The sequence below is a fragment of the Polaribacter sp. YIW18 genome (assembly GCF_057219325.1).
Genome location: NZ_JBXVVE010000001.1, coordinates 41,478 through 67,753 on the forward strand (window position 1 = coordinate 41,478; position 26,276 = coordinate 67,753).

Sequence of the window (26,276 nt, forward strand, 5' to 3'; positions counted from 1 at the left end):
AAGGAAACCTAAACTAGGCTCCCTTTTTTAAAAAAAAATAATTCAAATATAGTTGTTATAGTGATGTTCTCTCGATAAAATTAATTGGAATTTTTACAATTTCTTTTTTCTTTTGCAATATCATATTTGCTGCCTGTTCTCCCATTGAGGAGAAATTGGTAGTGATTACAGAAATGCCTAACAGTTGTTTTAATGGACTATCATTGTAAGAAATTACACCAATATCTTTACCTAACTCATATGTACTGCTTTTTATTTTATTTACAACCTTTACCAAATCATCATCTTCTAAGGTTATAAATATATTTTTTGGAGTAATTTTTGTTTGCTCTGTAACCTCCTCAATAATTTTAAATTCCAAATTATTTTGAACACTATATTTTTTAAATCCATCTAAAATACTTTTAGGATAAGGATAAAAAGAGGTCTTTGGGTATACAATTGTTAATTGATGGTATTTTGATATACTTTCTGAACCTTTACTTAATGCTGTATGGATATCATTTTCATAATCCTGATACACTTCATTAAAATTACCTTCTATTTTATGTTCGCCATTATCTAATAATATCAAATTTTCTTTTGGTATTTTACTGATAACTTTTGTTACTTTTTCAGTAGTACTAATGTGTGCCAAATTTTTGGTTCTAAAGTGTGGCATAATCACAAAGTAATCGTATAACGATTTATATTTTTGCATCAATTCTAGAAACAAACTTTCATCGCAATGATAGCTTTGTAAATCTACTCTTGAACTATTGTCTATTGTTTTTAAAAATGAGTTATAGGTTTTCATTTTGTAAGGACTCAACTCATTAACAAAAAAAAGAATTTTAGGTTTAGATATAGATTCTGTTTCTACGATATAAGTTCCTTTTCCATGAACAGAAACGACAACCTTTTGTTTTTTTAAAATACTGTAGGCTCTTTCTACAGTATCTCTTGATAGGTAAATATCTTTACTCAGTTTATTAATTGATGGCATTTTATCACCAATTTTAATATTACCCACAGAAATATTATGCAATATTGCATCAATAATCTGTAAATATTTTGGAACAACAGAGTTGGGATCTAATTTAATTAAGTCTACCATATTACGTTCTTTTTACCATGGTAAAATTAATTTACTATTAGAAATAAAAAATCTGAAATAGGGTAACTAAAAGTTTTTTAACACTCTTCTATTCTATATTGATAGTTTTAATAGAGTTATCTATTTTCTTGGTTGATCGTTTTGTAAAAAAGGAGTATTTCTTGGAAATTGATTTTCTAAGAGTGTCTTCATACGTTGTTCTACTTTCTCATATTTTTTATTTCCAGAAAGATTTACAAAAGACAATAAGCTATTTTTATGTTCATACAATTCTGCTTGTAAAATTTCATGGGTTACAGAATTTCTCCATTCTGTATATCTCCATTTACCATCTGTAGCGGTAACCCCCATAATATTTTTACCTCTAGCATAAACGCTAGTAGCAATTTTATCTCCTTTTTTGTTGGGCTTGTTTATGATTGGCAAAATACTTTTACCATCAGATTTTGGTCCTTCTAAGCCACACAACTCTACTAAAGTTGGAAAAATATCTACATTTTCTACCAAAGCATTTGAAGTTTTACCCGTTTTTCTTTTCTTATAATTGGTTTCTCTACTAATAACTAAAGGTACTCTCACATCAATTTCTACGTTGGAATGTTTACACCAAGCACCATATTCGCCAATTTTATACCCATGATCACTCATAAAAATAACAATGGTGTTTTTACGTAAATCTAACGCCTCTAAAGTCTGCATTACTTTACCCACTTGAGCATCAATAAAACTTACAGAAGCATGGTAACCGTGAATTAGCTTTCGAGTTAACTCATCATCTAGATCTCCTTTTTTAGGAATACCATGATAGCCTTTTAACTCGCCCCATTTACTTAATGCCAAGCGATACATACCATCTGGTTTTTCTCTCGAAGGAATTTTAAATTTACTTTTATCATGTAAATCCCAGTATTTTTTAGGTGCGTTAAAAGGTAAATGAGGTTTACTTAAACCCACAAACATTAAAAATTTATCGTTTTTAATTTTCTTTAAGGTTTCGATAGCATATTTTGATACTCTTCCATCTTTATAAGCCTCATCTGTAACATCGGCATCTTCAAAAGCAGGCCCTTTTAATGGTTTTTTACCTTCTGCTTTTAAACGTTTCATTAACTCTATGCTTTCTGGCTTTACATAACTATTGGCTTCTTTTGCAAAATAATTTGTCCATTCTTTTTTATCATCTACACTATGATGATATACTTTACCAATACTAACTGTTTTGTAACCATTTTTTTTAAATAATTGAGGCATAGAAACTACCTTTTTATGTATTTTTCGAAGTGGTGTAAAAATACTGTAAATACCTAGTGTTTCTGGTCGTAAACCTGTTAAGGTACTCATTCTAGAAGGCGCACAAATGGCTTGTTGCGTATAGGCTTTATCAAATAAAACTCCATCTTTAGCCAATTTATCAATATTTGGAGTTATTGCTGTTTTACTTCCATAACAACCTAATTCTGCCCTCAAATCATCAACATAAAAAATTAATACGTTGGGTTTTTCTTCTTGAGAAAAAGAGATTGATGCGCAAAAGGTTAAATAAAATAATACTAGTAATTTTCTCATTTTAAATTTATTTTAAAGTTTTTTTGGTGTCTGTACTGTACCAGTTCCTGTTTTCCAATCCCACCAATTAATAGCTCTTCTGCTATCGTCAAATTTGTAGCCCCATTTTTTCATATAATACGCTCTTGGTCTTACTTGATCTCCGATTTTTTGAAGTTCTTTCTTTAATTTACCATCTAAATCTTGTTGAATTTCGGCAAATTCTGACTTTCCTAATAAATTATTTTGTTGGTAAGGATCTTTAACATTGTCATAAAACATACTTGGTCCTTTTGGAGTAACCACGTACGTATATTGTTTGGTTCTAATTCCGCGATAAGGTTGATCTTTATAATTGGCTCCAAAAGGTGCCACATTCATTACCAAAGCAGCTCTATCTGCATTTGGATCTGGGTTTTTAATTAATTCCGTTAAATTTTCTCCTTCAATTTCTTTTGGAATTTTGATGTTTGTTAACCCCAATAAAGATGGTAAGATATCTGGCGTTGTTAAAGGCGCATTTACAACTTTCCCTTTATTACCTTTAATTTTTGGGTATCTAATTAAAAAAGGAACGCGAACAGCTTCGTCCCAAGCCAATTGTTTTACAAAAGGTTTTACGCCATGAGCACCCATCATTTCTCCATGATCTGCAGAAAACACAATAATGGTATTTTCTAGTAAACCCAATTCTTTTATTTTATCAATCACATTTCCAATAGCTTCATCAGTTGCTGTTGCGTGTGCATAATAGCCTTGTAATTCTTTACGTGCTCTTTCTTTGAATTTATCTGAAATATTAGGATTTAATGTCAAGGATTCTGGTGGATACATAGCCTTATATTTTTTAGGCGCAGTGCCATGTGGGTAATGTGGCGTGGCAATAGATATCACGGCTAAAAACGGATTTTTATCTTTAGCATGAGCTTCTAAATATTGGTTCGCATCTTCTGTAATTGCAAATGGAGAATATTTTTTCCAATGTTTTATTTTAGGATCATCATTATCATAATAAGCCATTTTGGTGTAATTGTGAGAGCATTCTAATCCTCTCCAAAAATCGAAACCTTGTCGTCTTTCTTTTGGAATATATGTTGATCTCCCATGACCATCTAAATGCCATTTTCCCCAATAAGCAGTGCTATAGCCTTCCTTTTTAAAGATTTCTGCCATGGTTTCTTCTTCTGCAGGTAAATAAATATCATTTAAAAACATTCCTGTTGTAGTAGGAAATCTACCTGTAAACAAAGCCGCTCTATGAGGTGTGCAAACTGGTGTAACTGAAACGGTATTTATAAAATTTACAGCTTCTTTAGCAAAAGCATCTAAATTAGGCGTTTTTACATCTGGGTTGCCTGCATACCCTAAAGCAGAACCTCTCCATTGATCTGTAAGAATGTAAACAATGTTTGGTTTTTTAGATGTAGATTTTGTGTTTTCTGCAACTATTTCTGATTTAGTTCCTTTTTTGCAACTTGACAATGACAATAATGCCACTAATACTAAGCTAGAAAATAATTTGACTCTCATTTTTTGGTTTGATTGTGTATTTGTTACTTTATTTTTTGAACGCCTTCTTTTGTGGCATAAATTTCTTTTATGGTTCCATCTTCATTATAATACAAATATTCTATACAGGTATTTCTGCTAAACTTAGAACCTCCATTCCAATTTTGCCAATGGTAAAAGAAATAATCTTGCCCTTTATAATTTACTATTGAATGATGATCTTGTCTTTGTTTCGGGTTTAATCCTCCTTTGTATTCAAAGGGTCCATAAGGATTATCTCCCATCGCATAAAATCCGCCTAAACCTGCGTTGTAAGAAAAATAATATTTTCCATTGTATTTGTGCATATAACTCGCTTCAAAAAAGTTTTTATACCCATAATCTATAGTTCTCGGTTTTTCTGCCAATGCTAACAAATTGTCTTTTAGTAAAGCGACTTTTGGTTCTCTAACACCCCAATATAAATAGGTTTTTCCATCATCATCTGTAAAAACACAGGGATCTAGCCATTGGCCTTCCACACCATCAATCCAACCCATATCTTTAAAAGGACCTTCTGGAACATCACTTACTGCAACTCCACATCGCATATCGTCTTTATTACCTTTTACAGAATGTGGATATAATAAATAATACTTGTTATTTTTATAAATGGCTGTTGGTGCCCACATCCATCCAGGAACACCCCAAGAAATATCTTTTGAATGCAAAACTTCTCCGTGATCTTTCCAATTGACCATATCTGTTGATGAAAATGCTCTATAGCCATCCATAGTGTTATAATTCACAGCACCTTCCTTATCTCCAGAAGTGTACATCCATACTTTACCATCTTTCCAAACATGGGCAGATGGATCTGCTGTTCTTACATGACGAATGACAGGGTTATTCTCCAAAACTTCTGTAACCTCTTCTTTAGAATTTTCTTCTGTTTTGGTTTCTTTTTTATTGGTTATACAACTTAAACAAACAGTTAGAACACAAACTAAAATATATTTAATTTTCATACGATTATAATTTTGATGTAAATTTATAGGTACCTGGTTGCACTAAAAACTCCTTACTTTCTTTGGTTTCGTTTAGTTGTTCAATACTCTCCTTTTCATCAGCATTAACATTTACTCCAGGTACAAGCACTTTTGCTGTAGTATTTGGTGGAATTGTAATGCTAAGTGTAAATTGTCTTTCATTAATTTTCCAAGCAGAAGCTACTTTTCCATAAGGTGTGTTTAATTCTGCTGCTGCAGATGTTAACGGAATTCTAGGTTTTGGTGCGATTCTAATTTTTTTATAACCTGGTTCTAAAGGGGCAATTGCTCCAATTCGCTCATATATCCACTCACCAATAGCTCCATAAGCATAATGGTTTAAACTATTCATGTTTTGAGGATTGAACCCTTCTGCTTTACTATAACTATTCCAACGTTCCCAGATAGTAGTTGCTCCTTGATTTATAGAATAGAACCAAGATGGATAAGTTTCTTTAAATAGCAAAGTATACATTAAGTCTATTTCTCCTGTCTCGTCTAAAACTTCCGATAATAATGGCGTTCCTAAAAAACCTGTTCTTAAATGAGTATCGGCTTCTGCAATCTTTTTTAACAATTGTTCTTTTGCTCCTTTTTGCTTTTGCTCTGGCAACATATTGAATGCTAAAGCCAACAAATACGTTGTTTGGGTTTCTGTAGCATTTTTTACCTTTCCATTTTCATCAAAAAATTGATTCGCAAAGCTTTTTGATACTTTTTTATATAAATCATAGTATTTTTGATATTCTTTTTCTTTTCCTAAAACTTTTGCGGTTTTTGCGGTTAACTTTGCAGAGTGTGCAAAAAATGCTGTACCAATTACACTTTGTTTAGTATCTCCTCTATTGTTTCCATTTTCTGGATACGGTTGTAACCAATCTCCAAAAAAGCCCATTTTAGAAATCATATTTTTTGAATTTTTTTGATGATAAGCCACCCAACCCTTCATCATTTCAAAATTTTCTTCTAAAATGTTTTTATCTCCAGTTCTTTGGTAAATTTTCCAAGGAATAATAGTACACACATCTCCCCAACCTGCACTTACTTTATTATTAAACAATACATCTGGCACAACCCAAGGTACTCCTCCATCTTTAAATTGCGATTCTCTTACACTTTGCATCCAGCTTGCCCAAAATTTATAAACATCTGCATTAAACATAGATGTTGGTCCAAATACTTGTGCATCTCCTGTCCATCCCATTCTTTCATCACGCTGAGGACAATCTGTAGGAATATCGAAAAAATTACCTCGTAAACCCCAAACAATATTACTTTGCAGTTGATTTAGTTTTTCATTTGATGAAGTAAATGTTCCGTTTTTTTCAAAATCTGAATATTGAACCAAACCATTAACCCAATCTTTTGAAGGTTCTTTTGAAGTATCAAAACCACTCAATTCTACATATCGAAATCCGTGAAATGTAAATTTTGGTATATACTCAATAATTCCATCCTCTGATGCTGTATAATAATTGGTAGACTTTGCAGATCTATAATTTTCGGTATAAAAAGTACCATCTGGTGATAACATTTCTGAGAATCTAACTTTTAATGTTTGCCCTTTTTTCATTGGCACTTTTACTAGTGGAACACCTACCATGTTTTGCTCTAAATCAAAAATTACAGCACCATCTTTTTTAATAATTTCTTTGGTTGCTAATTTTATTTTTGACTTTACTGTAGTATGTCTTTTAGGTTCTAAACGAATAGCATTAGTAACAGGAAATGTATTTACTGATTTCCAATTGTTGTCATTAAAATTATTGGTCGTCCAATTTGGCATTTCTAAATTGGCATCATAGGTTTCTCCATCATAAATTTCTGAAAGACGAATTGGACCATTTGTTGTTCCTTTCCAACTATCATCAGAGAGAATCATTTCTTTTGAGCCGTCTTTCATTTGCAACTCTAATTGAGCTAAAACTTTAGGTGTTTCAGTATCAAGCCAATAGGTTTTCATCCAACCCAAACGTCCTGAATGCCAACCTGCAGCAACTTCAATTCCTATTGTATTTGCGCCAGATTCTATAAAGTTACTCACATCATAGGTAATGGTTTCTAGTCTTTCTTTGTAAGGCGTATAACCAGGAGGCATTACATCATCGCTAACATCTTCGCCATTTATGGCTACATCAAAAACACCTTTTGCAGTGATGTATAATCTTGCGGATGAAACATCGTTAGACAACTCGAAATCTTTTCTTAAATATTGAGGTCTATGAAGAATATTCTCTTGGCTTCCAATAACTTTTTCGGCTTTGGTATCTAAACCTATCCATTTTGCTTGCCAATCAGAATTGTTTAATAATCCTAATTCAAAATGATTGATTTCACTCCATGAAGAAACCTCCATATCTTGATTCCAATACTTGACTTGCCAATACACTTTTTGTCTCGATTGTAAGGCTTTTCCTTCGTATTTTACCCAAGCAGACTGGTCTGATTCTTGTTTTTTAGAATCCCATAAATCAGCATTATTAGGTAACAAATCAGCACTACTTGCAACAATAATTCGATAAGCAAATTGACTTTTATTATTTTTTAAAGTAGGTAATTTCCAAGAAAATGTTGGTGTTGCATCATAAAAACCTAACGGGTTTTTGAATCCTTCAGATATCGTTAAATCATTTGCTTTTTCTAAAGTTTCTTTTTGTTCACAAGAAGTTATACTAAAAAAAACAAGACATAAAAGTGATAGTAAAAATATCTTTTGTTTCTGTTTATTATTCATTAAATTATATTTTAATTAGATATGTATACGTCCCAGCATTTACAATTTTCACATCATTTTTATTATTCTTAGATGTTTTTGGAAGATGAATTTCTGCGGTTGTATTTGGTGGAATAGTTGCCTCTAAATAAAACACATTATTTTCAATTTTCCAAGAAGAAGATGTTTTACCAAAAGGTGTATTTACACTTGCTTCTGCAGATGTTAGTTGTTGGCTTGGTATGGGTGCAATTCTTATTTTTTTGTAACCTGGCTCTAAGGAAGACAATCCTGCAATACGTTCGTACATCCATTGCCCTACAGCACCATAAGCGTAATGATTTAAACTATTCATACTTTGTGGATTGTAACCGTCTTTTTTACTATAACTATTCCAACGTTCCCACATCGTTGTTGCACCTTGATTTATAGAATAAAACCAAGATGGATACGTTTCTTTAAACAGAATTTCATACATCAAATCTATCTCGCCCATATCATCTAAAACCTTTGGTAAAATTGGAGTACCTAAAAAACCTGTACCTAAGTGATTATCTGCATTTTTAATAGTTTCCAATAGGTGTTTTTGCGCTTTTACTTTAGTTTCTGGTTGTAATAAATCAAAATAAATAGCAAGTAAATATGCGGTTTGAGTTTGTATCTTGTTTTTATATTTTCCGTTCTTATCAAAAAACTTGTTTTCAAAAGCTAAAGCGATTTCTTTATATAAGTTTTTGTATTTCTTTTCATCATCAACATTACCTAAAACTCCTGCAATTTTAGATACCAAATGCGCTGAATGCGCAAAGTAAGCAGCATTTACAAAACTTCCTGGTGTGTCACCTCTATTTCCCATTTTCCCACCTTTTGTGGGATAGGGTTGCAACCAATCTCTAAAAGAATGTATAGTGGGTATATAATTTTTTGACTTAGATTGGTAATAACCCACCCATTTTTTAGCCATTTCGTAGTTTTCTTCTAAAACTGTTTTATCACCAGTAATACTATAAATATCCCAAGGAATTACAACGCAGGCATCTCCCCAACCAGAACTAGCGCTGTTATTTTGAAGTACATCTGGTATGATAAAAGGTACCAAACCATTTTCGTGCTCAGATTGCGTTTCGCGCATACTTTGCAACCAAGCTGTCCAAAAAGCGTGCATTTTAAAATTATACATTGCTGTTGGCGATATAACTTGTGCGTCTCCTGTCCAACCTAAACGTTCGTCTCTTTGTGGGCAATCTGTAGGAATATCTAGCAAATTATCTCGTAAACCCCAAGTAATATTGCTTTGTAATTGATTTAATTTATCGTGAGAAGAGCTAAATGTTCCGTTTTTATAAAAATTTGAATGTTGAACCAACCCTTTTACCCAACTTGTATTTGGTGTTTCATAATTATCAAAACCTGATAATTCTACATATTGAAAACCGTGAAAGGTAAATTTTGGAGTATATTCGATAACACCATCTTTTGCAGCAATATAATAATCTGTAGATTTTGCAGAACGATAATTTTTGGTGTAAAAAGTACCATCAGACAATAACATTTCTGAAAAACGAATTTTTAAAGTATCTCCTTTTTTCATAGGTACCGTTACTTTTGGTACACCCACCATATTTTGTTTTAGATCAAAAATTACGGAAGATTTTGTTTTGGATACCATTGCTACATCCTCTAAAACGGCCATTGTTTTAACAGGAGTATGGCGTTTTGGTGCTAATTTTACACTATCAGCAATTTCTTCTACTTCTGTATTTATCCAAAAGGAATCCTTAAAAGTTGGGGTTTTCCAATTTGGAATTTCTAGATTGGCATCATATACTTCTCCATCGTACAAACTTGCCAATCGAATTGGTCCGTTGGTTATTCCTTTCCAAGTTTCATCAGATATTATTGTTTTTTTAGAACCATCTTTTAAAGTAACTTCTAATTGACATAAAACTTTAGGTGAAGCAAAATTTTCGTAGACTGCTTTTCCTCTACTAATTCTTCCTGAATGCCAACCTGAAGCTAGTTCTACTGAAATGGCATTTTTTCCTTGAGATAGAAGGGAGGTGACATCATAGGTTAGTGTTTCAATTCTTTTATTATAAGGTGTCCAACCTGGAGTTAATTCATCATTACTAACGTCTGTTCCATTTAAATGCACATCAAAAACACCTTTTGAGGTGATGTATAATCTTGCTGATTTTATGTCTGATGGCAAGTCAAATCCTTTTCGTAAATATTGTGGTCTGTGCATTAAAAATTTTCGAACTCCTTTGATACTATCTTTTGCAGTATCTAATCCTGTCCATTTTGCTTTCCAATCTGAGTTTTTTAATAAACCTAATTCAAAGTGATTGACATTACTCCATGCAGAAACATTGTTGTCTTGGTTCCAAAAACGTACTTGCCAAAATACTTTTTGACGAGATTGCAATGCTTTACCCTTATAATTCACAAAAGTAGACTGAGAACTTTTTTGCTTTTCAGAATCCCATAAATCAGCATTATTTGGTAATAATTCTTCTGATGATGCTACTACAATTTGATAAGCAGCTTGTGATGCTATGCCTTCTGAAACTGGCAATTTCCAAGAAAAAGTTGGTTTAGGGTTGTAAAAACCAATAGGATTTTTAAAACCTTCTGAAATGGTTAATTGTATTGGTTTTTGGATAAGTTCTTCATTTTTTGTTGCACAACTAAACACCCAAAAAACAGAAAAAAGGAAAGTAAAAATATAGTTATACTTCTTCATAAGATAATAATATACAACGCACCTAATATCTATCTTTTTTTGAGTTTAACTATCCTGAGGTATCTGACAAAAAAACCAGAAAAAATAAAAATTTTTTCTGGTTTAAAAAGTTATTAAAATGACCTTGAACTATTTCTTTACTAACTTAATAAAGACCGGCCTTTTAAAATTTAACTTTAAAAAGTAAACACCATTTGGTTTATTTTCTAGGTTTACATGTATTTTATCTGAATTTTCTTTTTTATAAATTACGTTTAACAATTGAGAACGAATATTATATACTTCTGCTTTAAGTGGTTCTTTGGTGCTTGGCATATAAACTTCAAAACTACCATTAGATGGATTTGGATAAGCTGTTATGTTTTCCAATAAATCAACCTTCTTCTCCATTTCTCCTTGACATGCATTCTTACTTTTCACCTGAATAATATCTCCATCACTAATATTGATAGAAAAATTTCTTAGATATGTTTGAAATAGTTCTTGACCATTTTTAAACACTGTATAAGGTGCTGTTCCAGAATTTATTGACACCTCTACCGATTTTTTTGAAACAGCTATTTTACCTAATAAACTAACTCCTTTCTCAATATTTACATTATAACATTGTTTAAAATCCTCACCATCTACAGTGATGCATAATTCATAGTTTCCAGGTAATAAATTTTCTATTGTTGTGGTTTGTGTAAAATTATACGAAGTACCATTTATTGTAGCTATGTAATTGTAAACAGCCTCTGCACTTATAATTACTTTACCATTGTTTTTATCTAAACATGTTTCTCCAACACCTTGAATTGAAAAATTATCTGCAGCCAATTGTAATGGCCCTCTATCTATTTTAAACTCTGAAATAGAAGCTGGATTATTCTCTTGACCAGCAAGCATACTCTCTATCTTTAAACGTAGTTTTCTTGCTGAAATCGTATTAAAAGAAACTTTCTTTTCTGAACCGATTTCTAGGCCAGATGCTGCTTCTTTCCATTCATTTTCACTCCAGTATTCGATTTTCCAATCTTTAATACTTGAATTTTGTTCTCTTAGAATAATATCGCTTATAGAGGTTGAAATACCTAAATCTAACATTAACCATTCTCCTGTACCTGCTCCATTAGATTCCCAAAATGTAGCGGTTTTTTTATCGTTTGCAAGTACTGCTTTTGCATTATCTTTTGATGAAGATGCAGACATGAATCCTTTATATAAACGTAACTGTAGTTGCGCATCGAATAAAGAATTAGGATAAACTTGCTCTCCTCTCAATTCATCAACACCCTCATTTTTAAATCTTATATTATTCTCTCCAGGACCAGGCTGAAAACCAATAAATAATGGATTAGGAAACGTATGGGTTCTTCTTTCTGTTGTATTAGATATAAACCAAAAATCGTAGAGTCTACTGGTAAAGTTAGCATCATGTTTAAAATTCCAAAATGTTAAATAAGGCCCACTATTTGGATAGGATGTCTCTGCTCCTCCATTTCCTAAAAGCTTTCCACCTTGAATATTATCTAACAAATTGGCATAAGGATGAGAACCATGAGCATCTATAGATTGATCTGGTTGCATTGGACAATTTAAAAAAACTGAACTTGTAGTACTCCAACGCATACCTGGACCATGCAACATACCTTTTCTACCGTTGACAAGGCCTTGATCTGCATTATCAAAACAATTCTCGAACAGCACCCCATAACTGTATCTAGAAAAATAACTAGTATGCCCTCTCTTACCAGAAATGTCGATATTCTTAACAGTTACCGCCATACTTCTATCAATAAAAATATCTTCGTTCCAATCTTTAAAATGACAGTCTTTAATCCATCCATTTACAACATTTGTAAAGAATACAGCTTGCCATGCATAATCTACAATATCATTGGCATGATGTACAAAATTTTCGGGATAATCTTTCCAACCACTTGTAAATAAAATATCTTGAACTCCAACTTCTTCTATAGTTTGAAAAGTTTTTAGGACAGTTGTCGAAGAAAATGGCATATTTAGCTGTACAGGATTCTTAAAGGTAACTGTATTACCAGATATTTTGGTTATAATATGTTTTTCAAACGGACGAATACCATCTCTATTAATGATAGTCCATCTTGTATTAGGCGTTAATCCAGGCATATTAGCCTCTAAATTATCTGTTGTTTTTTGAAACAAATCTACATATTGCCCAACTGATAGGTTTGCTGTACTTGCTACTTGAACTTCAAAGTCACCCTTTTTTATTTCTGCAGTTACCTGAGTAATGTCATTTGAATCTGTATTGGTTGGTTTAAACATAAATCGATAATGAGTAGAGCCGCTACCAAATTTACTTTCATTGAATTTATCTGCATAAATTTCAGTGCCTCCATCTCCTTTACCTGCTCCTTTTAAAACAATATGGCTACCACTAATAGTAATTGGTTGTGTTTTTGTGGTCTCACTTGAAACCCAGTACTTACCTGCAGGAAAATAAACAACTGTAGGTTGACCACTTGCCTCTGCAGCATTTATAGCAGCTTGAATTGCATTATCATCGAAGGTGGTATCATTTGGGGTAGCCCCAAAATCTGTTACACTTATCGTATTCCAGTTTGAAACATCAGGGATTTCTTTTTCCGAAAAATGATACCCTGTAAATGAAAAATCATTTAAGGTTGCAGTTGCCAAGTTTCCTGTTAGTTTTTTCTCTGCAAAATCGACCCATGAAGGGGCTTCTTTCTGTTGCCCATTTAAAGTTGCAAAGGCAACCATAAAAAATACAACTACTATATTACTTTTCATAAATTAGATTTTATTAACACACTACTATTTAGTCGTAAAACTCCAGACTTGACCTATACTTGATGCACCTTTGTCATCTTTAACTACTATCTTAAAATAGTATCTCGTTGTTGCTGATAAACCTGATGCTGTGTAGGTTGTTGCTGTCTGATTCTCTGATACTAATGTAGTTGGATTTTCATTCGTGTCGAAATAAACATCAAACGTCAATGAATCACCATCTACATCTGAGGCTGTCCAACTTAATTCTGCACTAGTTCCATCTACCTCTGAATCTTGAGCTGGTGATACCAAAGTTGGTGGAAAAGGTACATGATTCGAAACTCCTTCTCCTTCTGTTACAAATTGCATCGCTGGTGAAAATTCACTCTCTGCATTTCTACTATCTACTGCTTTTATGCGCCAATAATAGGCCTTTCCTTTCTCTAAACTTATCAATCTTGACTCTGAAAAACTTGTCTCTGATTTTGTTAGTGGTGAAAATGAACTGTTCTCTGAAATCTCAATGGTATACGTAATTCTATTACCTTCTTCATCTGTTGAAGCATTCCATTCAAATATGACATTGTTATCTGTACAAATGGTATTGTTTAATGGAAATACTTGACTAGGAACAGTTGGAGCTGTATTAAGGTTTTCCTCTTCTTCTTCTCCTCCTGGTTCACTTCCTCCTCCTCCACATGACAGCATCGTGAACATTACGATTAATAGTGTAAATAAATATGGCTTCTTCATCTTAATTCTTTATTAATTTAACAAATACTGGATTCTTTGAATTGATCTTCGCAAAATAGACTCCACTTGGTTTATCCTTTATATCTATGGCTACTCTTCCCTTAGTTACTTTATATATTTTTGAGACGATTAATCTAGATTGTATATCGTATAATTCTAATCCTATTTCTTCTATATCATTTGGTATAAAGAACTCGAAAGCTCCATTTGAAGGATTGGGATATGCTCTTACATCTTCTAATAAGTTGATGGTCTTTGACATCTCTCCTTGACAGGCTTCTTTACTCTTTACTGCTATTTGGTCTCCATGATCAACAGCTATATTAAAACTGGTTAAGTAAGTTTCTAAAACTACTTCTCCATTTTTATAAACTGTGTATGGGGCTGTCCCTGAGTCTACAGACACTGCTGCTGACTTCTTACTTACACTTATTTTTGCTGATAAGTTTTCTGCCTCTGGTATCACTACTTCATAACATGTCGTAAAATCCATACCTACAACAGAGATACATAAAGTATAGGTTCCTGGATTTAAATCTTCTATAGTTGTATTTTTTGTAAAACTATAATCTGTTCCGTTTACTGTAGCTACATAATCATTTACGGCTGCACTTTCTATAATCAAGCGTCCATTGTTCTTGTCTTGACACGTTTCTCCAATGGTTTGAACTGTGAAATTGTTGGGTAATGTTGGATCTGTAGGAGGTAAATCTAAATCAATAATTTGTAAATACAAGGGCATTGCACTACCTGAAGTATCTTCCATTAGATAATAATAAGCTTTTCCATTATAAATATGGACAACTCCATGGTCGAATTGCTTACCACCAGTCTGTTGGTAAACACGTTCGAAATTATTGGTTCCACCTTCTGCTTTTTCTACATAAACACGACCATTATTTAAGCCTATTATAAAAATGCTGTTACCAGAAGTATAAATCGTAGACCCACCTGCAAAATCATCTGTTGTTATAAAATCTGTTTCACCTGCTGGTCTATAGGTATGTAGATTCTTTCTTACATTATTTTCAGCATCTCTAACACTACTAATAAAATGTTCATCACCTCTATCTGTAACTGTAAAATCGAGTCCACCTGTAATTTGTACTTGATCTTTTTTTGTAGTTTGCACAAAATCGCCAGGTTCCGCTATTTTTATTAAGTCAGAATCATAAATAGGAACAGAGATTGGTTCTCCCTTGTGGTTTTTCCAACTATCAGAACCATCTTGATTATCTGAATAGGCATAATAAATACCATTTTGATGACTGAATTTATCATCTCTATTTTCAGATCGACGCTGATAGGCAACCCTTATTTTGCCAGCTGCATATTTAATATCACCATACAATCCCCAATTGTAAGTAATACCTGGTTGACTTTTTGCGTTTAATCTGTTAAAATCTGTGAAGTTTGTCCAATTACCAGTATTAGCTTCATATTTGGTAAACTTATACATTCCATTTCTATCACCTCCTTCTCTCATTTTCATCAACAAATCTCCTTGATCATTTAAGAAAAACGAAGGATAAGTTAATCCGTGAAATTCAGTTTGATTGATGTTACCTGTTAACTTTAAATGTTTGTATCGACCTTTATTATCTTGCACAAACTTATCTAAAGTAAATTCTGAGTCTGGTAAAATGGCTGCATTTTTAACAGAATAGGCATATCTAAAATAATCATCTGAAAGACTACCACCTGCAGTTGTAGGTCTATAACCATGCATATCAAATAATAGATGTATTGTTCCATCTAAAGGACTAATACCAACTGCAATGGTATTATGAGATTCTCCTAACCACCATTTGTTTAGATAACCAGTATGCCTATGAAGAAACTCTATGGTTGCTAAGGTTCCTGTTTCAGTGTTGTAACGAGATAACATCATATGTCTGTCTAATTTACCTCCTCTATACCAAGTCATAAACACATATTTTCCATAGGCCTTTACTGCATCTCCATGTGCTGAAATATTACGTCCAAAAATATAGTCATAAGAATCTGGATTTCCATTATCTGGTATATTTGTATTTCGATCGTTAAATTTACGTTCTCCATTAAAATGTAGACCTAAGTCCGTAATCTTTACTTCTTTTTCAAGGGTAACTTGAGCGTTTGTAACTGTTGTTAAAAAATACAAAAAGAAAAAACTATAAAGAATTTTCTTACCAAACTTAAAAACATGTTCTTTATTCATAATTTAACCTTTATTATTTACTTGAATTGTAATAACTAAACTTAAATTAAGAACTTAGTTTATTATTAATTTTTTATGATATACATTATTAAAACCATCAACAACTCTAACTAAATAAACACCAGTTTTAAAACGATTATCTATTTCAATTAAGCTTTTATTTGATGAAATATCTTGGCTAAAAACAACTTTTCCAAGAACATCATTAATCATAATTGTTGCCTTTTGAAATCCGTTTAAACTAACCGTAAAATTATTTAATGCTGGATTAGGATAGATGCTTATACTTTGATTATTTATTTCAGAATCATCAACACCAAGCACCCCAGTTTCTAAAATCCATTTTGATCTGTTGTTATTTTCATCAGCAATAAGATTATAAAAACCGCCATTATCTGCATTGTATAAAAAACGATTAGACGCTCTAGCTTCAAATCTATAGGTTCCTTCTTGTTCATTAAAGTGCACTTTCCAAACTTTATCTGAATCTTGATTTGGTGGTTCTGCTCCAGAAGATATTACTGCATATTTTGTAGAAAAGTTAGCACCTGTAGCTCTTAATACTCCTCTTTTTTTTGGATCTATACTGTAGTACTCTTTACCATCAAAAGTCGTTTTTACAAATTGAAATTCGAAATCTTCCAAACCTGCAACATATTCGCTCTCTTGCAATGCACTCTGACCTCCCGAAGCTTTTAGGTACTTTCCTGTTTCAACATTTTTTAATCTGTAAAACACACCTGTTATATCATTAGGGTCTTGAACGGTTATAGATACACTTCTATCTAAAGAAGAAACGGATTCGTTATTTTCATCATAAGCAATTGCTTGAATGCTAAAAGTACCTTCTGCTGTTGGATTCCATTCTAATGCATAAGGTGAAGTTGTATCTTCACCCAAGACTTCTCCATTTAATTTAAATACTACCTTTGAAATTGAACCTTCTGTATTTATGGCATTTGCAGCAATATTAACTGTTTCTCCAATGTTAAAATTTTGTCCACTGAATGGAGTTGATAATGACACTCTAAATGGAGTAATATCGATATCTAAATCTATAATTTGAAGATATAAAGGTTGTGCATTACCAGATTTATCTTCCATTAGATAATAGTATACTTTACCATCTTTTATATGCACTACACCATGATCGAATCTTCTACCACTTGTTGCTTGATATACTCTTGAAAAGTTATTGGTTCCTCCTTCTGCTTTTTCTATATAAACACGTCCATTACTTAATCCAATTAAAAAAACATCACCTCCTGATGTGTATAGCGCAGAACCTCCTGAAAAATCTTCTGAAGTTATAAATTCTGTTGCACCTGAAGGTTTATAGGTGTGTAAGTATTTTGTTTTATTAAATTGATTATCTCTTACTCTGCTTATTATATGAACATCTTCGTTTTCTGTAACTGTCCATGCAAAATTTCCTGTAATATGTACTTTGTTTTTTTGAGTTGTTTGCACATAATCACCTGGTTCCATGACTTTTATAAAATCTGGATCGTTTAAAGGTACAGAAAAGGGTTCACCTTTATAATTTTTCCAGCCTGTGGCTCCACTTGGGTCATCAGAATAGGCATAATACACCCCATTTTGGTATTGGTATTTATCATTATTGTTTTGAGACCTTCTTTGAAAACCAATACGTATTTTTCCATTGGCGTATTTAATGCTTCCATACAATCCCCAATTAAAATTAATACCAGGTTGATTTCTTGCTCCCAATCTATTAAAATCGGTAAAATTATTCCAAGTCCCTGTAGTAGCATCGTACTTACTAAATTTGTACATACCATTATTGTTTCCTCCTTCACGCATTTTAAACAGCAAATCACCTTGATTGTTCAGAAAGAAACTAGGATAGGTTAATGCTATAAACTCACGTTGAGGAATGTTTCCTGGTAAACGTAAATGTGTATAATCTCCTGATAATCCGTTATCTAAAATGAATTTATCTAAGGTAAATTCTTCATCAGGTAATGTAGCTGCATTCTTTACAGAATAAGAATATCTGAAATAATCGTTTGCCAAACTACCATTTGAAGGTTTTGAGGCACTATAGGCATGCATATCGTACAACAAGTGAATTGTACCATCTAAAGGACTGATACCAACTGCAATGGTATTATGAGATTCTCCAATCCAATATTGATTTTGAAAACCTGTATGCCTATGTGGAAATTCTATTGTTGCTAATGTATTTGTAACAGTGTTATAACGTGTTAACATCATATGACGATCAGATTTCCCACCTCGATACCAAGTCATAAACACATAATCTCCATAGGCTTGAACTGCATCTCCATGAGCAGATATATTTCTTCCAAAATAATAATCATAGGGCGTATTATCTCCTATGTTTGGAGTTCCATTTGATACTTTACTCCCATCAAAATGCAAACCAAAATCAGTAATTTTTATTTCCTTCTCAAGCTTAACTTGAGCATAAGAAGAACGGCATAATAAGATTATTAAGGCACATAAAACAGGTAATTTATATATACTTTTAACTTGATTCATTTATTATTTTGAGATTGGCATAAATTTAGGTTCTAATAGTTCTTAAACCATCTTGAGGTATCCTGCTATGTTGTAAATATTTTTAATGATATGCATAAGATAAATTTATAATTTTGATTCCTAAGGAAGATAAAACACCTCTTCAAGAACCTTAGTAACAGGTGAATTATCTGGATTGACTTCCATAACATCTGCCATAAAATTCCACCACTTTTTTACGATTTCATTAGAAGATAGATCTTGCGAACCTTTTGACCCCTCAACCTTTTGAAAAGCAAAAAGAGTACTTGTTTCTTCATCTAAAAAAATTGAGTATTCACTAACGCCATTCTGCTTTAACAACTCTTTTAATTCAGGCCAAATTTCATCATGTCTTTTTTTATAAACTTCCTTTTGCCCTGAATTTAACTTCATTTTAAAAGCCAATCTTTTCATGTTAAACTTGTATAATGTTATTGCATTAATTGTTGCTAGAATTCAACCTTGAAATTAAAAGTATTTATTACTTAGTCGTAAAACTCCAGACTTGGCCTATACTTGATGCACCTTTATCATCTTTAACCACTATCTTAAAATAGTATCTCGTTGTTGCTGATAAACCTGATGCTGTGTAGGTTGTTGCTGTCTGATTCTCTGATACTAATGTAGTTGGATTTTCATTCGTGTCGAAATAAACATCAAACGTCAATGAATCACCATCTACATCTGAGGCTGTCCAACTTAATTCTGCACTAGTTCCATCTACCTCTGAATCTTGAGCTGGTGATACCAAAGTTGGTGGAAAAGGTACATGATTCGAAACTCCTTCTCCTTCTGTTACAAATTGCATCGCTGGTGAAAATTCACTCTCTGCATTTCTACTATCTACTGCTTTTATGCGCCAATAATAGGCCTTTCCTTTCTCTAAACTTATCAATCTTGACTCTGAAAAACTTGTCTCTGATTTTGTTAGTGGTGAAAATGAACTGTTCTCTGAAATCTCAATGGTATACGTAATTCTATTACCTTCTTCATCTGTTGAAGCATTCCATTCAAATATGACATTGTTATCTGTACAAATGGTATTGTTTAATGGAAATACTTGACTAGGAACAGTTGGAGCTGTATTAAGGTTTTCCTCTTCTTCTTCTCCTCCTGGTTCACTTCCTCCTCCTCCACATGACAGCATCGTGAACATTACGATTAATAGTGTAAATAAATATGGCTTCTTCATCTTAATTCTTTATTAATTTAACAAATACTGGATTCTTTGAATTGATCTTCGCAAAATAGACTCCACTTGGTTTATCCTTTATATCTATGGCTACTCTTCCCTTAGTTACTTTATATATTTTTGAGACGATTAATCTAGATTGTATATCGTATAATTCTAATCCTATTTCTTCTATATCATTTGGTATAAAGAACTCGAAAGCTCCATTTGAAGGATTGGGATATGCTCTTACATCTTCTAATAAGTTGATGGTCTTTGACATCTCTCCTTGACAGGCTTCTTTACTCTTTACTGCTATTTGGTCTCCATGATCAACAGCTATATTAAAACTGGTTAAGTAAGTTTCTAAAACTACTTCTCCATTTTTATAAACTGTGTATGGGGCTGTCCCTGAGTCTACAGACACTGCTGCTGACTTCTTACTTACACTTATTTTTGCTGATAAGTTTTCTGCCTCTGGTATCACTACTTCATAACATGTCGTAAAATCCATACCTACAACAGAGATACATAAAGTATAGGTTCCTGGATTTAAATCTTCTATAGTTGTATTTTTTGTAAAACTATAATCTGTTCCGTTTACTGTAGCTACATAATCATTTACGGCTGCACTTTCTATAATCAAGCGTCCATTGTTCTTGTCTTGACACGTTTCTCCAATGGTTTGAACTGTGAAATTGTTGGGTAATGTTGGATCTGTAGGAGGTAAATCTAAATCAATAATTTGTAAATACAAGGGCATTGCACTACCTGAAGTATCTTCCATTAGATAATAATAAGCTTTTCCATTATAAATATGGACAACTCCATGGTCGAATTGCTTACCACCAGTCTGTTGGTAAACACGTTCGAAATTATGAGTTCCTCCAGCTGTTTTATCTACAAAAACGCGTCCATTATTCAAACCTATTAGATAAACATCGTTCCCTGAAGTATACAAAGCTGTACCTCCAGCAAAATCTTCTGAAGTTGTAAAATCAGAAGCACCTGATGGCTTATAAGTATGTAAAAATTTGGTTACATTATTCTCATTATCTTTTACTCTACTAATAAAATGAATGTCTTCATTTGCAGTAACAGTCCAATCAAAATTACCCACAATATGCACTTTATTTGCTTGTGTTGTTGCTACATAATCTCCTGGTTCCATTACTTTTATATCGTCTGCATCTAATAGTGGTAAGTTAATCGATTCTCCTTTATAATTTTTCCATTGAGTAGCCCCACTTGGATCATCTGAATAAGCATAATAAATACCATTTTGGTATTGGTACTTATCATTATTATTTGATAATCTTCTTTGAAACCCTATTCTTATTTTTCCGTTCACATATTTAATATCACCATATAATCCCCAATTATAGGTTATACCTGCTTGACTTCTTGCATTCAACCTATTAAAATCTGTAAAATTCTGCCATTCTCCTTTGCTGGCATCATATTTACTGAATTTATACATTCCGTTGTTGTTACCTCCTTCACGCATAAAAAACAATAAATCTCCTTGATCATTTAAAAAGAATGTAGGGTATGTTAAGGCCACAAACTCTGATTGAGGAACATTACCTGGTGTACGTAAATGCTTATAATCTCCTGCAACTCCATTATCTAAAACAAACTTATCTATTGTAAATTCTGAGTCTGGCAATGTTGCAGCATTTTTAACAGAATAGGAATATCGAAAATAGTCGTTTGCCAAACTACCATTAGAAGGTTTAGAGGCACTATAGGCGTGCATGTCGTACAACAAATGAACAGTCCCATCCAAAGGACTGATACCTACAGCGATTGTATTATGTGATTCACCTATCCAATAGCGATTTTGATAACCTGTGTGACTATGAGGAAACTCTATTGTAGCAACAACTCTTGTTGTTTTATTATACCTAGACAACATCATATGACGATCTCCTTTTCCACCACGATACCAAGTCATAAAAACAAAATTTCCAAATGCCTTTACTGCATCTCCATGTGCTGAAATATTTCGTCCAAAGAAATAATCATAAGGTGCATTATCTCCAGTATTTGATGCTCCACTTGACACTTTACTTCCATTAAAATGCAAGCCCAAATCAGAGATTTTTACTTCTGTTTCTAAGGTTACTTGGGCATTTACAGATAACGTAAACACTAGTAAAAATAAGACGCTATTTACTAATACAATTCTTGATTTATTCATGTATTTATGTTTATTATAAGTTACACATATTTATTAGACCCATATTCATCCAAATAGTTTGGTTTTGAATTCAAACAACAAAAAATAAATAAGTTCGTAAAAATACCTTTTTATCATTGAACAACTATCTTGTAATGTCTGCCTTGAAATAACTAAAGTATTGGTCAATTTTTGACTACAATTTTAGGCTAAACAATAAAGATTACTTTATTGTTTCATCTAAAATTTTCACAAGAGATTCTAGTTCATCTTAAAACTTTAGGTTAGCCTTAGAATCTCATCAGTGCTAGTTTAATAAAAAGTCGCAAAATATATACCATACTATCAAAAAAATCACTCTATTTTTAAAAATAGAGTGATTTATAATTTAATTAAACTTTTAAATTTACTCTTTAATTATTTTCTTAGAGAAAGCTCCTTGTGATCCTTCTAATTTTACGATATACATTCCAGCATTTAAACCGCTAACATTTAAGTTTACAGAAGTTTCTTTATTTAACTTTTTAGATAACACTTTACTACCTAAAAGATTATATACAGTTAATTTATTTATATCCTCATTAAGACCTTGAACTCTTAACTCGTTGTTTACTGGATTAGCAATGATTATAGAACTTGTTTGGAAGTTTTTAGTACTTAACAATGTGTCTGTAGCTTCAGAAAGCACCCAGTAGCTCGCATCTGTAGCATTTCCCATGTCTGCCTCTGTAATATTAGACATAGTACCAGTTACATCATCAAATAAATACCTTGTACTAGTAGCACCAGATACAAGTGCAGCAAATCTAAATAAAGTCATACCATTTGACTCTATTGTTGTAGCAACCCATCTCTTATCTGTTTTATGACCACCATTAGCATTCCATATATTATATTTAAAATTTGTATGCACAAGAGCAGTATTATCAGACCTCATAATACCTCTAGTATCATTACCAATGTTCCAATCATCTGTGTAATTGTGCACTACATCATCATCAGTTCCTACCACACCATCACCTCCTGGGTCTATGGTGTTATTGTGGTTAAAGAAAAAATAAAGGTTACCTCACCATCCACAAGAGCACCAACAGTAGTATATGTAGATTTTCCATCTACGCTTGCAGCTTGTAAATATTTACCTGTACCAACATTTCGAAGGTTATATTTAGTACCTTCAACTATTTCTGTTACTTGTGCATGTCCATTAAAAGCGACCATTGCAAAAAGCAAAAATGCACTAATTTTAAATGTAATTTTTTTCATAAATATTGTTTTAATAATTCGTTGAAAAATATACAAATAAGAATTCTTGAAACTATCCTGCACTTTCATGTGACGTTAAAAAGTGTTATTTTACTCGAGTAGAATAAAATAACACTTTTTTAGGGTTAAGAAAAATTACAAAAAGGTAATTATTCTTTAATTCACTTTTCTCAACTTGATTCCACTTAATCTGGTTTTACCTTCTAAAGCTTTAAAGTCGATGGTAATTCCGTTTTCATTATCAACAGAAACTAAAAAACGTTTGGTTACACCTCTGTCTTTTCCATACTGTTTTTTAAGATTTAGATTTTCCCAAACTTTCTTACCATTTACTAAAATGTTCATCACATTTTCCCCTCTAGATTTTAATTCTGCCATGAATAAAGACAACTCATACGTTCCTTTTGGCACATCAAATTTGTAGGCTTCTAAATCAATTACTTGAGTTTGATAAATCGGGTCGTTTTCGGTTCCTTTTAAACTAACATCCACGCCAACATTATTTCTTCGTCTGGTTTTAGTTCTCAATAAATCTCCACCAACATAACCATAACTTCCTTTTTTATAAACTTGATCTGGCATCCATAAATAATCTACATTATGGGTTTCTATAAAATAGCAGTAAGAACCAACGTTTATGGCAATTTCTTTAAAAGGATTAATTTCACTTTTTAAGTTTTTAGGTTGAAGCGTAAACTCTATGTTGGCGAAGTCTTTTAAAACTTTACCCTCTTTTTTTGAAACTACTTCAATTAAGTTTTGACCTTGCTGGAATGGTACATTAAAGGTGGTAGTTGCAAAATCAAACGTTTGTTTACCCAATGATTTCCCATTGATAAACAATTCTACTTCATCAGCATTTCCTACAATTGTTATGCGTTGGGTAGCTACTTTTCCATCAATTTTATCTGCTATTCCTGCTCTTTTCGTCCATCCTTTAGAAGCTATTGCTAAAAACGGTGTTTTTTTCAATAAAGCTTGATACAAATAATACGTATCTTTCTTTTTTCTATCCGCAGAAACTATTCCTTTACTATTGATATGCGGTACTGCATCTTTTCTATGTTCCACTTGAAAATCAGCAAAATTCCAAACATTGGCACCCACAATTTCAGGTATTTCTAAAATAGCTTTCATGTACGCTTTATGTAATAAAAACTGATACTCTACACTAAAATCAAATCGAGTTGGATTGTAAGAACGGATTCTTGGATCTGCTCCACCACCATATTCACTTAAAATAAAAGGCTTATCTGGATCTAACTCTAATGATTTATCTACTAATTTTCTTAAATTTTTATCAATATCTTCTAATTCTTCAATATACCATCCAAAGTATTTGTTGTAACCCACCAATTCAGTAAAACGGATTCCCAATTTGTTTTGGTAATTAGGGTTTCTAAAAAACACTGAATATGAATAACGAGTCTCGTCTTCTTCTTTTATGGTCTTAGCCAACACCTCATGTGTGCTTACAAAATGTTTTATGTACGCTTCGCCAAATGTATCAGGAGCTTTCATTGTTGTTTCGTTTCCTAAATTCCAAGCAACAATAGATGGATGATTGTAATTGAAACGAATAGCTTCTTTTAGCATGTTAACCGTATTTTGTTTACCTACTTCATTAGCTGCTGCCTTGTTTACAAAAGGGATTTCTAACGTAGCTACCAAGCCTAATTTATCACACATTTCTAATATTGCTGGATCTTGTGGATAATGCGCAATACGTAAAAAATTAGAACCCATATCCTTTAATAGCTTGATGTCGTTTCTATGAATTTCATCGCTTACTGCATTAGCTTTTCCTAAAAAATCTTGATGGCGATTGGTACCAATTAACTTGGTTGGTTTCCCGTTGATGAAAAATCCTTTTTTTGCATCAAAACTAAACCATCTTAAACCTAAAGGATTTTCTACTCTATCGTAAATATTTCCTTTTTTATCAACAATTTCAGTAACTACTTTGTATAAATATGGATTTTCTGGCGACCATAATTTAGGCGATTGCACAGAAAAAGAACTAAAAACATCTTTATGAAATTTTGATTTTGTTTTTACTTCTTTTACTAAATTGTTATTGGCATCAAACAAAGATTGTTTTACATAATACCTTCCTTTTTTGGGTCTTACCAACTTCGATTGTACAGTAACTTTAGCTGAAGTTTCTGAAACTTCTGGTGTTCTTATAAATACAGCATTAGCTCCTAAATTAGCCACTTCAAAATGCACTGGTTTGGTAATAATTAATTGGATATCTCTATAAATACCTCCATAAAATGAAAAATCTGCAGAATGTGGTACAATTTCATCATTGTGCGAATTATCTACTTTTACGGCAATTTCATTTGCTCCTTTTTTCAAAGCTGAGGTAATGTCTCTTGCAAATGTGGTATATCCTCCTATGTGATCTTCTCCCACAGGCTTTCCGTTAACATATAATGAAGCAACTTGGTTAGCTGCTTCAAATACTAAAAACACTTGCTGATTTTCGTGAATTTGAGGAATCGTCATTGTTTTTTTGTACCAGGCTTCTCCTCTATAATAGCCTTTTTCATCATCTAAAATATCTTCGGTATTCCAAGAATGAGGTATGGTTACTTTTTCCCAAGAACGAGAAGCGTCATTAGAAAAAGGATGTTCGATTTTCCCTTTATAAAAATGCCACGCATCGTTTATAGTTTCTATGTGTCTTACTTGTTGCGCATTTGCTAAAAATGCAACACTTAAAAAAAGTAATATTAAATTCTTTTTGATCATTGTTAA

General features: G+C 32.4%; 16 protein-coding genes. All 16 read right to left on the bottom strand.

The window, feature by feature from the left end:
- Nucleotides 1-55: 55 nt before the first annotated feature.
- On the bottom strand, nucleotides 56-1,096 hold the full coding sequence (locus AC2D6T_RS00105; protein WP_484680031.1) for a GntR family transcriptional regulator: 1,041 nt from the start codon (nucleotides 1,094-1,096) through the stop codon (nucleotides 56-58).
- Nucleotides 1,097-1,216: 120 nt separating this feature from the next.
- The gene (locus AC2D6T_RS00110) at nucleotides 1,217-2,662 is read right to left on the bottom strand and encodes a sulfatase (RefSeq protein WP_484680032.1); all 1,446 of its coding nucleotides are present in this window, start codon (nucleotides 2,660-2,662) and stop codon (nucleotides 1,217-1,219) included.
- Nucleotides 2,663-2,674: 12 nt separating this feature from the next.
- Entirely contained in the window at nucleotides 2,675-4,171 is a 1,497-nt protein-coding gene (locus AC2D6T_RS00115) for a sulfatase family protein (RefSeq protein WP_484680033.1), read from the bottom strand.
- Nucleotides 4,172-4,194: 23 nt separating this feature from the next.
- Nucleotides 4,195-5,157 carry a family 43 glycosylhydrolase gene (locus AC2D6T_RS00120; RefSeq protein ID WP_484680034.1) on the bottom strand — a complete coding sequence of 321 codons (963 nt, stop codon included), beginning with the start codon at nucleotides 5,155-5,157 and terminating at the stop codon, nucleotides 4,195-4,197.
- 4 nt (nucleotides 5,158-5,161) lie between these two features.
- The gene (locus AC2D6T_RS00125) at nucleotides 5,162-7,912 is read right to left on the bottom strand and encodes a family 78 glycoside hydrolase catalytic domain (RefSeq protein WP_484680035.1); all 2,751 of its coding nucleotides are present in this window, start codon (nucleotides 7,910-7,912) and stop codon (nucleotides 5,162-5,164) included.
- A gap of 4 nt (nucleotides 7,913-7,916) precedes the next feature.
- On the bottom strand, nucleotides 7,917-10,637 hold the full coding sequence (locus AC2D6T_RS00130) for a family 78 glycoside hydrolase catalytic domain (RefSeq protein ID WP_484680036.1): 2,721 nt from the start codon (nucleotides 10,635-10,637) through the stop codon (nucleotides 7,917-7,919).
- A 129-nt stretch (nucleotides 10,638-10,766) separates the two neighbouring features.
- The gene (locus AC2D6T_RS00135) at nucleotides 10,767-13,412 is read right to left on the bottom strand and encodes a DUF4955 domain-containing protein (protein ID WP_484680037.1); all 2,646 of its coding nucleotides are present in this window, start codon (nucleotides 13,410-13,412) and stop codon (nucleotides 10,767-10,769) included.
- Nucleotides 13,413-13,436: 24 nt separating this feature from the next.
- Entirely contained in the window at nucleotides 13,437-14,147 is a 711-nt protein-coding gene (locus AC2D6T_RS00140; protein WP_484680038.1) for a fibronectin type III domain-containing protein, read from the bottom strand.
- A gap of 1 nt (nucleotide 14,148) precedes the next feature.
- On the bottom strand, nucleotides 14,149-16,347 hold the full coding sequence (locus AC2D6T_RS00145; protein WP_484680039.1) for a BNR-4 repeat-containing protein: 2,199 nt from the start codon (nucleotides 16,345-16,347) through the stop codon (nucleotides 14,149-14,151).
- Between the two features lie 54 nt (nucleotides 16,348-16,401).
- Entirely contained in the window at nucleotides 16,402-18,873 is a 2,472-nt protein-coding gene (locus AC2D6T_RS00150; protein WP_484680040.1) for a T9SS type A sorting domain-containing protein, read from the bottom strand.
- 120 nt (nucleotides 18,874-18,993) lie between these two features.
- Nucleotides 18,994-19,308, bottom strand: a complete 315-nt coding sequence (gene rhaM, locus AC2D6T_RS00155) for an L-rhamnose mutarotase (protein ID WP_484680041.1) — start codon at nucleotides 19,306-19,308, stop codon at nucleotides 18,994-18,996.
- A 67-nt stretch (nucleotides 19,309-19,375) separates the two neighbouring features.
- Nucleotides 19,376-20,086 carry a fibronectin type III domain-containing protein gene (locus tag AC2D6T_RS00160; RefSeq protein ID WP_484680038.1) on the bottom strand — a complete coding sequence of 237 codons (711 nt, stop codon included), beginning with the start codon at nucleotides 20,084-20,086 and terminating at the stop codon, nucleotides 19,376-19,378.
- A 1-nt stretch (nucleotide 20,087) separates the two neighbouring features.
- Nucleotides 20,088-22,268, bottom strand: coding sequence for a BNR-4 repeat-containing protein (locus AC2D6T_RS00165; protein ID WP_484680042.1), 2,181 nt, complete (start codon nucleotides 22,266-22,268; stop codon nucleotides 20,088-20,090).
- Nucleotides 22,269-22,653: 385 nt separating this feature from the next.
- Nucleotides 22,654-23,259: a T9SS type A sorting domain-containing protein gene (locus AC2D6T_RS00170; protein ID WP_484680043.1), complete on the bottom strand. Its 606-nt coding sequence runs from the start codon at nucleotides 23,257-23,259 to the stop codon at nucleotides 22,654-22,656.
- Nucleotides 23,260-23,276: 17 nt separating this feature from the next.
- Nucleotides 23,277-23,513 carry a hypothetical protein gene (locus tag AC2D6T_RS00175; RefSeq protein ID WP_484680044.1) on the bottom strand — a complete coding sequence of 79 codons (237 nt, stop codon included), beginning with the start codon at nucleotides 23,511-23,513 and terminating at the stop codon, nucleotides 23,277-23,279.
- Between the two features lie 156 nt (nucleotides 23,514-23,669).
- The gene (locus AC2D6T_RS00180) at nucleotides 23,670-26,270 is read right to left on the bottom strand and encodes a glycoside hydrolase family 2 TIM barrel-domain containing protein (protein ID WP_484680045.1); all 2,601 of its coding nucleotides are present in this window, start codon (nucleotides 26,268-26,270) and stop codon (nucleotides 23,670-23,672) included.
- Nucleotides 26,271-26,276: the final 6 nt, after the last annotated feature.